Genomic DNA, 11037 nt, shown 5'->3' on the forward strand with positions numbered 1-11037 from the left:
ACCGACCTTGGCCGAACCATCGGCCGCGGCGCGCTTGACGTCGTCGCTGCTGACCGTGCCGTCGGCGCCGGTGGCGCGCACGCGGCTCAGGTCGACGCCGAGCTTGCGCGCCAGCGCGCGCACCGCCGGCATCGCCTTGACCCCGCCGACGGCGACGGCCTGTTCGCTGCGCACGGCGTCGGAGGACTGCATCGCGCCGACCACGGTGCCGCTGTCGGCGCGTTCGCCGCCTTCTGCCTTGGCCGGCGCCGCTTCGGCTTTCGCCGGTGCGGGCGCGGCCGGCGCGGCGTGGCCGCCGCCGTGATGGTGGCCGGTGTCCTGGCCGTCCGCGCGCTGCGGCAGGTTCGGATCGATTTCGAACTCGGCCAGCATGGTGCCGGTGACGATCACGTCGCCCGCCTCGCCGGCGAGCTTGAGCACCTTGCCGGACACGGGCGAGGGCACTTCGACGACCGCCTTGGCGGTTTCCATCGACACCAGGGTGTCGTCGAGGCGGATGGTGTCGCCGACCTTGACCGCCCATTCGACGATGGTCGCGTCGGGCAGGCCTTCGCCGAGGTCGGGAAGCAGGAAGGTCTTGGTATCGCTCATTGCCGGTCGTCCCTAAAGATTCTTGAATGTTGGATTCTGGAAAGTCGGTGGCGCCGGCGGCTCAGTCCAGCAGTTCCAGCGCGCGCGCCGGAATCCAGCCTTCGCGGCCGCGCGCATCGCGCGCCCACCACCACTGCGAACGTTCCTCGCGCAGATGCAGGAGCTGGCCCGCATCGGCGTCGAGTTCGAGCGTGTCGTAATCGTCCAGCGCCGTCGCCGGGCCGCTTGGCGCGTCGAACAGCGACGCCGGCGCCCAGCCGCCGAGCCCGTCGGCCTGCACCGCCCACACGAACTGCGGCCAGTCGACATCGCGCTCGCCCAGGGTCAAGGCGTCGCCGCGCGCGATCCGGATCGCGGGGCGATCCGGCGCGCGGTGATCGGCGATGACCCGGGCCCGCCGCATCGATCAGCCGTGGCCGAGCGTGCGCTTGGCCGCGGCGACGATCTTGTCGACGCTGGGCAGGTACTTCATTTCCAGGCGGAACAGCGGGATGTGCGTGTCGAAGCCGGTGACGCGCTCGACCGGCGCGAGCAGGTCGTACATCGACTCCTCGGCCAGGCGCGCGGCGATCTCCGCGCCGAAACCGGCGGTCTTCGGCGCCTCGTGCACGATCACGCAGCGGCCGGTCTTGGCCACCGATTCGGCGATGGTGGCGAAGTCCAGCGGCTTGAGCGTTGCCACGTCGATCACTTCGGCGCTGATGCCTTCGCCGGCGAGCTTGTCGGCGGCTTCCAGCGCTTCCTTGACCTGCGCGCCCCAGCTGACCAGGGTGATGTCGCTGCCGTCGCGCAGCACGTAGCACACGTCCAGCGGCAGCGCTTCGCCGTCGTCGGCGACGATTTCCTTGTACTGGCGATAGATGCGCTTGGGCTCGTAGAAGATCACCGGATCCGGATCGCGGATCGCGGCGAGCAACAGGCCGTAGGCGCGCGCCGGCGACGACGGCAGCACCACGCGCAGGCCCGGCACATTGGTGAACAGCGCTTCGTTGGCTTCGCTGTGGTGTTCCGGCGCGCGGATGCCGCCGCCCCACGGCACGCGCAGCACCAGCGGGCAGGTCAGGCGGCCGCGGGTGCGGTGGCGCAGGCGCGCGGCGTGGCAGATCAGATGATCGAGCATCGGATAGACGAAGCCGTCGAACTGCGCTTCGGCCACCGGCTTCATGCCCTGCGCGGCCAGGCCGACGCTGAGGCCGGCGATGGTGGTTTCGTCCAGCGGCGTGTCGAGCACGCGCTCGGGCCCGAAGATCTGCTGCAGGCCGGCGGTGGCGCGGAACACGCCGCCGTTGACGCCGACGTCCTCGCCGAGCACCAGCACGCTCGGGTCGTTGCGCATTTCATAGGCCAGCGCTTGGGTGATGGCTTCGATCAGGGTGATCGCGGCCGGCGTGGCGGCGGCCTGCGCGGTGTCGATCTTGCTCTGCGTGGCGGCGTTCATCGGCGGTTCTCCTGCAGCGCCTGCTCGCGTTGCGCGGCGAGGTCGGCCGGCATGTCGGCGTAGAGGAAGTCGAACATGGCTTCGACCGGCTGCACCGGGGTTTCCAGGTAGGCGTTGATCTCGACGTCGACCTTCTTGCCGCACTCCTCGATCCAGGCCTTTTCCAGCTCGTCGTTCCACACGCCCTGGTCGGTGAGGTAGGTGCGCAGGCGCGGCACCGGGTCGCGCGTCCACGCGTCCTTGACCTCGGCGTCGTCGCGGTAGCGGCGCGCGTCGTCGGCGGTGGTGTGGTCGTGCAGGCGATAGGTCATGAACTCGATCACGCTGCCGCCGTCGCCGTTGCGCGCCAGTTCGGCGGCGCGGCGCATGCCTTCGAGCACGGCGATCAGGTCGTTGCCGTCGACCTGCAGGCAGTGCAGGCCGCCGGCCAGGCCCTTCTGCGCCAGCGTCTTGGCGCCGGTCTGCGCCTTGCGCGGCACCGAGATCGCCCAGCCGTTGTTGATCACGCACAGGATCAGCGGCAATTGGTAAGCGCCGGCGGAATTGAGCGCGGCGTAGAAGTCGGTCTTGGACGAACCGCCGTCGCCGCAGCAGGCCACGGCGAGGTTTTGTTCCTTGCGCAGCTTGAACGCGAGCGCGGCGCCGGCGGCGTGCAGGCATTGGGTCGAGATCGGCACCGACCAGGCGAAGTCCTTGCGCGGGCCGGCGAAGTCGTTGCCGCGCTCGTCTCCGCCCCAGTACAGCAGCACTTCGCGCGGCTGCACGCCGCGCATGAACTGCGCGCCGTATTCGCGATAGCTCGGCGCGAACACGTCGTCGGGCCGCATCGACGCGCCGATGCCGACGTGGGTGGCCTCGTGGCCCAGGCAGGCGGCATAGGTGCCGAGCTTGCCGGTGCGCTGCAAGGCGATGGCCTTGCTGTCGAAGGTGCGCACGAACAGCATTTGCTTGAACAGCGGCAGCAGGGTGTTGGCGTCCTTGAACGCGGCCGGGATCTCGGCGACGGGCTTACCGTCGGGGCCGAGGTATTGGAGGTATTCGATTTCGAACGTCGCGGCGACGGTCATCGGGAGAAGGTCCTCACGGGTGGGGATGAGGTCCGAATCGTTCCGGTCCCGGATCCAGTGCCGGGCGCGCTGGTCAGCTTCAGACGGCTGGGTCCGGAGACCGTCGGAAAGCGACGGAGGTTCCGGGCCGGGCTAAAGCCGCGGCGCCCCCGCGATCCAACCTGGGGGCGCTGCGTCTGGCGCGGATGATACCGAAAGCGGTGTTAAGCGCCGTTGCGCGCTGCGGCATGCATTGGCGGGCGAAACACGCTATGCGTCGCCGCGAAAGTGTGCGCGCCGGAACGGTTCGGGCGCGCGGCCGCGAGCGCGCGCTCGCGCGGCAAATCCCTGCCGGCGCAGAGTTTTCGCCGCGCGGCGGCGGCGTGCGGAGGATGCGGCGGGTGGACAAAATTTCGCCAGCGGCCGCGCCCGTTCATCGTGCCGCGCGCAGCGCGCCGTGCCGAGAGCGTGCGCCGGCTTGTCCGCATGAGTGCATTCGCTGTCAGAACGGCGACGTATGGATATCGATACCGTCGGCGCTTCGACTGTGAACTGCGCCGCGCGGACAAAAAGCGCGCGCCTGCAGCTTGCGAAAATCCCGCCCGACCATCCGCTTGCCCGTGAAATGCGGCGGCCCCCAGGCACGAAGTTGCGGCGAGCGCATGTGGGAGGGGCTTCAGCCCCGACGCTTTCCGGTCCGGTTGCCGAGATCGGATCGGAAGGCGTCGGGGCTGAAGCCCCTCCCACAAAAAAAGACCCCGGCCGGAGCCGGGGTCTTCGGTGTTGCGGTCGGCGCTGATCAATTCAACGCCGGATCAGTTCGACGCAGGATCAGTTCGACGCCGGATCAGGGAACCAGCGTCGGCGACACGCCCACGCGGGCGAACGCGGTGGCGCCGCCGAGCACGGTGATGTACCAGGTGCCGGCGGCCGGCGCGACCGCGGTGACCGTCTCGTTGTTGCCGGCGCGGACCGAACGCTGGTCGTAGTTCGACGCGCTCGCCGGCGAACCGCGCTTGATGTACAGCGACACGTCGCCGGTGCCGCCCTGGGTGATGACGCGCAGGGCGCGGGTGCCTTGCGGGACGTCGATGCGGAACATCTTGGCTTCGTTGGCGGCGCCGTCGACGATCAGCATCTGGCGATCGGCGATCGGGGTGACGTTGCTCGCCGCGGTCACCGCGATGGACGCCTCGGCGCTGTCGTTGCCGGCGACCTTGTCGAGCGAATCGGTGCTGCCGGCCACGGCCAGCTTGACCGTCTTGCCGGCCAGTTCGGCGCCGGCGGCGGCGCTCAGCGCGAAGCTGGCGTTGGCGCCGTTGGCGAGCGCGGCGGTGTGGCAGGCCACCGAGGTCTTGCCGGTGCTCACCTGCGGCGCGTCGCAGTTCCAGCCGGCCGGCTGGGTCACGCTCAGCGCCGGCAGTTCGGCGTCCAGGGCGAAGCCCACGCCGACCGCGTCGGCGCGGCCGGGGCCGTTGTTGGTCGCGGTCGCGGTGTAGGCCAGGGTCTGGCCGACTTCCACCGAGGCGGCGCCGGCGGCCGCGGTCACGCCCAGGTCGGCGACTTCGCGCGGCACCAGGTAGGCCACCACCGGGTCGTGGTCGGACAGGCGCGAAGGCGAGTCGGCCAGGTTGCGGTTGGTCTCCGGGTAGTCGGCGTTGATGCGCGCGTGGGCCAGGTGGATCGAGGCGGTGTTGACCACCATCTCTTCGTTGACCAGTACGTGGTCCAGGCTCTGCGCGTGGCCGTCGAACACGAACGAGTAGCGCTCGCTCGGCTCGGAGATGCTGGCCAGGTTGATCAGGTCGGGGTTGACCAGATCGGCGCCGTCGCCGGTCACCGCGGTGGCGTCGTCCGGGCTCGGCGTGCCGGCCACGGTGCCCATCACGTCGACCAGGCCGTCGTTGAACTCGAAGGCGTTGAAGTCGCCGAGCACGATCAGGCGCGTGGCCGGGTTGCCGGTCTGGCGCCCGTTGAGGTAGGTCGCCAGCGATTCGGCCTGGCGCTGACGCTTGAGGCGCACGCGGTTGCCGTTGTCGGTGGCCTCTTCGGCGCCGCTGAGCGAGCGCTGGTGCACCAGCACCACGCTGATCGGGAAGCTGCGGCCGTCGGCGTAGTTGACCACCGCGTCCAGCGCCAGCGGCGGACGGTCGTTGAGCTTGGCCGAGGTGCCGTCGGGCTGCACCCAGGTCTCGTCCTTGCCGATCTGCGCCACCGCGGTCACCTGCACGCGCGGCTTGCCCGGCGCGACTTCGGCGGTCTTGATCAGATAGCCCACGTCGATGCCGCCGATGTCGTTGCCTTCCTGCAGGTAGGCGACGTAGTTCGGATTCGGCTGGCCGGCGGCGACGGTGTCGTTGTTGACGGCGTTGGCGATCTCCTGCAGCGTCGTCAGGTTCTCCATCTCGACCGTGCCGAGGATGTCGGGCAGCTTCAGGTAATCGCGGATGCCCAGCGAGGCCTTCTGCTTGCGCCGGTTGTAGGCGGCCTGGGTCAGCACGGTGTCGTCGCCGGAGTTCTTCACCGTGTCGAAGAACCGCTCCATGTTGTAGGCGGCCACCGAGACGGCGTTGGGGTCGACGGTCTCCACGGCCGGACGCGGCTGCGGGCCCGGGGTGACGACGACCGCGGCGCTGGGGTCGATCAGCAGGGTGTAGCGGCGGAAGCCGTAGTCCAGCGGGCCGGTCATGCCGGTGATCACCGAACCGGTGGCGACGTCGAGCCGCGGCGCGCCGAGCGCCTTGCTGTCGACGGTCATCAGCTCCGGATTGCCGTCCCAGCGCGGGATCGGCGGAATGCTGCCGGCCGGCGGGTTGTCGCCCGGCTGGATGCCCGGTTCGCGGAACGGACGCGGCACGTCGCCGATCACGCCGTAGAAGATGCCGTTGCTGGTGCCGGTGGCGCTGGGCTCGTCGGTGCTGCCCTTGGTCGGCGCGGTCACCTTGAAGCTCTGGATCGCCACGCGCATGTTCTCGAAGCGTTCCAGCGCGTCCAGCGGCGAGGTCGGCAGCACCACCGGCAGCACCACCGGCACCGGCAGCGCGGCGGTGCCGACCTTGGCGTAGCTGGCGCGGGTCAGTTCGGTCAGCGGCAGCTGGCCGACCCCGACCGGAATGTATTCGGTGACGGTGCCGGACACGCGCACGCGGTCGCCGGTGGCGACGGTCGGCGCGGTGCTGGTGAACACGTACATGCCTTCGGACGTCGCCGGATCGGCGTCGGCTTCGGCGTCGGTGGTCTGCAGGTAGAAGCCGTTGCTCTTGCGGCCGGTGACCACGCCTTCGGTGGTGACGATCTGGTTGACCAGCGGCGAGGTCGCGCCATTGCCCTGGATGTCGTGGATCGGCACCACCGGCGTGTCGTCGTCGACGATGGTCGCGCTGGCTTCCGGCGCCGGCATGCGCGCGCCGACGATGTTGGAGATGCGCAGCTTGAAGGTTTCGAAGGCTTCCGGATCGGTGTCGCCGTTGACGTTGACCACGACCGTGGCGCTGGTCTGGCCTGCGGCGATGGAGCCGGCGAGGTTGCTCAGCGCGACGAAGTCGCTGCCGGCGGTGGCGGTGCCGTCGACGGTGGAGGCGGTCCAGCTGACGCCGCCGGCGCCGGCCGGTTCGCTCAGGGTCAGGGTGAAGGCGAACGGTGTGGTGCCGCTGTTGCCTTCGAGCTTGTCGACGCCGGCGATGCTCAGCACCGGCTGAGTCGGGCCGCTGCACAGGCGCGCGGCGGTGGCGCTGTTGCGCGGGGTCGGCGCGGCGATGGCGAAGTCGGCCGCGTTGTTGTCGGTGTCGGTGCAGCCGTCGCCGTTGCGGACCGCGGCGGTGGCGTTGGCGGTGCCCGCGGTCGGCGCGCCTTCCGAACAGCCGTTGGCGCCGGTGGAGTTGACGCCGAGCAGATCCTGCACCGCCGCCGAGATCGGGCAGGCGCCGTTGAGCGCAGTCTTGTTGTTGAGCAGGGCGACCTTGAAGGCGCTGCCGCTCATGGCGATGTTGCCGATCACGTCCGGCGTCGGCAGCGCGGTGCCGGGGCCGTTGCCGTCCTGCTGCTTGACCAGGAAGTAGCCGCCCGGCGCGATCGTGCCGGACAAGTCGGTCTTCTGCCACGCGCCGGTGCCGCCGCTGGAGTTGTACTGCACGCTCCAGTTGCTCAGGTCGACCGCGGCCGTGCCGTTGTTGTGCAACTCGATGAAGTCGCTCTTCAGCGTGGCGCCATTGTTGCCGCCGCCCCCGTAGGCCTGGCTGATCACGACCTGCGCCTGCGCCGAACCGGCGACGGCGAACGCCAACACCGATACCGCCAGCAGGCGGCCCCGTAACTTGTCCATGTTGCTCCCCGTATTGAGTACCTGCCGAACCCCTTCGGCAGGTAGACGATTGTGCCCCAAGAGTGCCGAGGCGGGATTGCAATGTGATGACCTTGGCGAAATTGCCGTGATTTTCAGCGCGTTGCGCGGCTGAACAGGCGCCGCGAGCGGTGCCTGCCGGCCCGCGCCGAACCCGCACCGAACCCGCACCGGCCCCGGCGGGAGGCCGGGGCCGGGCGGGCGATCAGGCGATCGCGTTCAGGCTCACGGTGTCGGCGCGCCGCCCGCGCCGGGCTGCTCCGGCGGCGGCGTCACCCACTGCGAGCCGACCGCGCGGCTGTCGTCGGGCGTGGGGTCGTAGGACTGCGCGGTCGCCGACGCCGCCAGCGGGATCGAGCCGCCGACCATGCCGGCGTAGGTGGCGGCGCCGACCTGGAACGAATAACCCGCGCCGCTCGCCAGGCTGGCCGCGCTGCAGGTCACCGTGGTGGCGTTGTCGCTCGCCACCGGTGCCGCGCAGCTCCACTCGGACGACGGCGGCGTCACCTCCAGATCGCCGTCGGGCACCGTCGATGCGAACGCGATGCCGATCGCGCGCGCCTGCTCGGGACCGTCGTTGCGCAGCCACGCGCGATAGCGCAGACGTTCGCCGAGCGCCACCGAGGCCGCGCCGTCCGCGCCGACCTGCAGCGACAGGTCGGCGCGCCGACGCGGCACCCAGGCGATGCGCAGCGGATCGCTGCTCGCCGCGCGCGCCGGCGTGCTCGCATCGTCGTGCAGGATCGCCGGGAAATCGGCGTTGATGCGCGCGCGCTGCACCCGCAGCTGTTCGCTGGCGAGCACGAACTCTTCGCTCAGCAGCGCATGCCGGGTGCTTTGCGCGTTGCCCTGGTCGAGCGAGGAATAGCGGCGTTGCGGCTCGATCAGGCGGTCGGCCTGGATCAGGTCGGGCTGCACCCAGTCGTGGCCGTCCGGCACCGAGGTCGCCATGCCGTCGCCCGGCGTGCCGGCGACGACGTTGACCGTGTCGACATAGCCGTCGCTGAAAGCGAAGTTGTCGAAGTCGCCGAGCACCAGCAACGGCGGCTTGGCGCCGTCGACGCCTTGGTTCTGGCGCTGATTGACGTAACCGGCGAGGAACTCGGCCTGGCGCTGGCGGCGAAAGCGCACGCCTTCGACCTCCGGCGACGGGCCTTCGCTGTCGGCGCGGCCGTCCAGGCCGACCAGCACCAGGTTCAGCGGCGCGACGCTGCCGTCGCCGAGGTGGACGGTCGCGTCCAGCGCGAGCGGCGGATGCTTGTACAGCGGCCCCGGACCCTCCCACGTCGCAGCGGCGCCGATCGGCTGCACGTTCACGTTGCTCACCCGCGCGAAGCCGCCGCCCTGCGCCGGCGCGGTCTTGTAGAGGTACGCCAGATTAAGCCCGCGCGGATCGTTGCCCTCGAACAACTGGAACTGGTATTGCGGCCGCGGCTCGTGCGCTTCGTCGGCGTCGGCGTCGATGCGCATCGACAGGCTCTGCAGCACTTGCGCGTTCTCCACGCCGCCCAGCGCGACCACGTCCGGCGCGCCGAGCGAGCGGCGGATGCCGAGCGCGGCCTTGCGCAGATTGCGCTCGTACGCGGCCGCGGCGATCGCCTCGTCGGCGTAGCGCGGATCGTCCTGCACGTCGAACATCCGCTCCAGATCGTAGTAGGCGACGCTGAGCGCGCGCTCGGCCGGCAACGGCGGCAGCGGCGGCGCGTCGGGCGCGCCGTCGCGGTCGTCGTCGGCGCTGCGCGGCGCCATCCCGGGCGCGGTCAGCAGCGGCTTGCCGTCGGCGCTCATCAACAGGGTGTAGCGGCCGTTGCGCACGCTCAGCACGCCGCCGGCATCGCGCAGCCGCGCTTCGCCGGCGACCTGCAGCGGGGCCGAGCCCGAGGCAGCGCTGTCGATCGCGATGACTTCCGGATTGCCGTCCCACAGCGGCAGCAGCGGCGCGCTGGCCGAGTCGCCCGGGTTCTGCGGCCGCACGCGCAGGCCCGGTTCGCGCTGCGGACGCGCCGGCTGCGGCGACGCCGTCGGCGCGAACACGACGTGGAAGGTGCCGTCGCTGACCGTGGTGTCCTGGCCGGAAACCCGGCGGCCGCCGGTGGGGCCGACCACGCGCAGGTCGCCGCCGAGTCGGATCCGCATGCCTTCCAGGCGCTCCAGTTCCGGCGCCGCGTCCGGCGGCAGGCCCCACAGCATCTGCAGCGCCGGCAGGCTGCCGGCGCCGAGCGCCTGGACGTTCGGCGCGCCGCCGATCGCGGTCAGCGTGGCCGCCGGCGTGGCCGGGTCGGAGGCGTATTCGAGCACCGTGCCCGACACGCGCACGCGCTGGCCGATCAGCGACGCATCGCCGGCCTGGCCGGTCAGCACGAACAGCGCGTCGGAGGTGGCCGGGTCGGCATCGGCCTCGCCGGCGCCGTTCTGCACGAACAGGCCGTCGGCGGCGACCGCGGTGACGATGCCCTGCACCGACACGGGCTGGCCGAGCAGCGGCGATTGCGCGCCGCGGCCCTGCACCGCGCCGATCGGCAGGACCGGGTAGTCGTCGTTGAGGATGGTGGCGGTGGCCTTGAGCACGCCGTCGGCGTCGGTGAGCACGCCCGGCGTCAGCGCCTGCACGTGCAGTTCGAAGGTTTCGTCGGCTTCCACGGCGAGGTCGCCGATCACTTGCACGGCGAACGTGGCGGAGGTCGCGCCGGTGGGAATGGTGCCGTCGACCGGCGCGACCGCATCGAAGTCCTGGCCCGCGCTGGCGCTGCCGGAGTTGGTGTTGGCGCGCCAGGCCACGCCGCCGATGGGCGCGGGGCGGTTGAGCTTGAGCGTGAAGACGAACGCGGTGCGGCCGCTGTCGCCTTCGGCCTTGGCGATGTCGGCCACGCTCAGCGTCAGCGGGGGCAACGCGCTGCACAGCTGCGCCGGCGATTTCGAATTGCGCGGCGCGGGCGCGCCGATGCTGAAGTCGGCCGAATCGGTGCCGCTGTCGGCGCAGCCTTCGTCGCCGCGCAGCAGCGCGGCGCGCGCCGGCGTCGCCAGTGCCGCGGCGAGCCCGCAACGCACGGCGCTGCCGTAGACCACGCGGTCGCGCGCGCCGGCCGGGCACTGGCCGCTGAGCGTGCGGTTCTCGCTGACCACGGCCAGGCGGCCGGTGCTGGCGAACAGGCTCAGGCCCAACTGCAGGTCCGGCGTCGGCAGCGGCGCGAGGCCGCTGGCGGGGCTGCCGGTGGCGATCAGGAAATAGCCGCCGGCGGGGATGCTGCCGCTCAGCGCGGAGCGCTGCCAGCTGCTGGCGCTGACGGACGGGTTGTACTGCAGCGACCAACCGTCCAGCGACACCGGCTGGTCGCCGGTGTTGTGCAGTTCGACGTAGTTGTTGCGATAGGGCGAGGCCGAGGGCGATCCGGCGCCGGCGTAGATCTGGCTGATGAGGATTTCGGCCTGGGCGGTGCCGGCCAGAGACAAGGCGATACCGGCCGCGAGAGCGCGGCTAGCGAGTGAGTGCATGAAGTCCCCTTGAGTATGAAGCCTGCGGCCGGTCGCGCGCCGCTGCGCGCGGTGGCGGGCAGGCATCGCCATTGTCGCGCGCGGGCGTCGCACCGTTCGCGACCGCGTGACCGCCGTCGCGGCCGCGCCGC

6 protein-coding genes and 2 pseudogenes are annotated in these 11037 nt (G+C 71.1%); 1 reads left to right on the plus strand and 7 read right to left on the minus strand.

The annotated features are described in order from the left end of the window. The 5 genes and pseudogenes from A7A76_RS19940 to A7A76_RS26905 all read right to left on the minus strand — a co-directional run. Window positions 1-591, minus strand: a 591-nt coding sequence (locus tag A7A76_RS19940; protein WP_206412922.1) for a biotin/lipoyl-containing protein, incomplete at its 3' end; no start/stop codon positions are given. Between the two features lie 61 nt (window positions 592-652). Further along, window positions 653-994, minus strand: a complete 342-nt coding sequence (locus tag A7A76_RS19945; protein ID WP_206412924.1) for an SH3 domain-containing protein — start codon at window positions 992-994, stop codon at window positions 653-655. 3 nt (window positions 995-997) lie between these two features. Continuing rightward, on the minus strand, window positions 998-2029 hold the full coding sequence (locus A7A76_RS19950; protein ID WP_206412926.1) for an alpha-ketoacid dehydrogenase subunit beta: 1032 nt from the start codon (window positions 2027-2029) through the stop codon (window positions 998-1000). Next, on the minus strand, window positions 2026-3096 hold the full coding sequence (gene pdhA, locus A7A76_RS19955; protein WP_206412928.1) for a pyruvate dehydrogenase (acetyl-transferring) E1 component subunit alpha: 1071 nt from the start codon (window positions 3094-3096) through the stop codon (window positions 2026-2028). Before pdhA ends, A7A76_RS19950 begins: the two co-directional genes overlap by 4 nt. A 249-nt stretch (window positions 3097-3345) precedes the next feature. After that, window positions 3346-3810, minus strand: a pseudogene (locus A7A76_RS26905) (DUF6053 domain-containing protein); the annotation flags it as partial. Here A7A76_RS26905 and A7A76_RS26910 point away from each other — a divergent pair. After that, window positions 3752-3874: pseudogene (locus A7A76_RS26910) on the plus strand (DUF6053 domain-containing protein); the annotation flags it as partial. The pseudogenes A7A76_RS26905 and A7A76_RS26910 sit on opposite strands and share 59 nt — an antisense overlap. 48 nt (window positions 3875-3922) lie before the next feature. On the opposite strand, the gene A7A76_RS19960 reads toward A7A76_RS26910, so the two are convergent. Both A7A76_RS19960 and A7A76_RS19965 read right to left on the minus strand, forming a co-directional pair. After that, window positions 3923-7396, minus strand: coding sequence for a lamin tail domain-containing protein (locus A7A76_RS19960; protein WP_206412929.1), 3474 nt, complete (start codon window positions 7394-7396; stop codon window positions 3923-3925). A gap of 243 nt (window positions 7397-7639) precedes the next feature. Then, window positions 7640-10906, minus strand: a complete 3267-nt coding sequence (locus A7A76_RS19965) for a lamin tail domain-containing protein (protein WP_206412931.1) — start codon at window positions 10904-10906, stop codon at window positions 7640-7642. Window positions 10907-11037 lie beyond the last annotated feature (131 nt).

Origin of the sequence: Lysobacter enzymogenes (genome assembly GCF_017168095.1) — a bacterium.
GTDB lineage: Bacteria > Pseudomonadota > Gammaproteobacteria > Xanthomonadales > Xanthomonadaceae > Lysobacter > Lysobacter enzymogenes_D.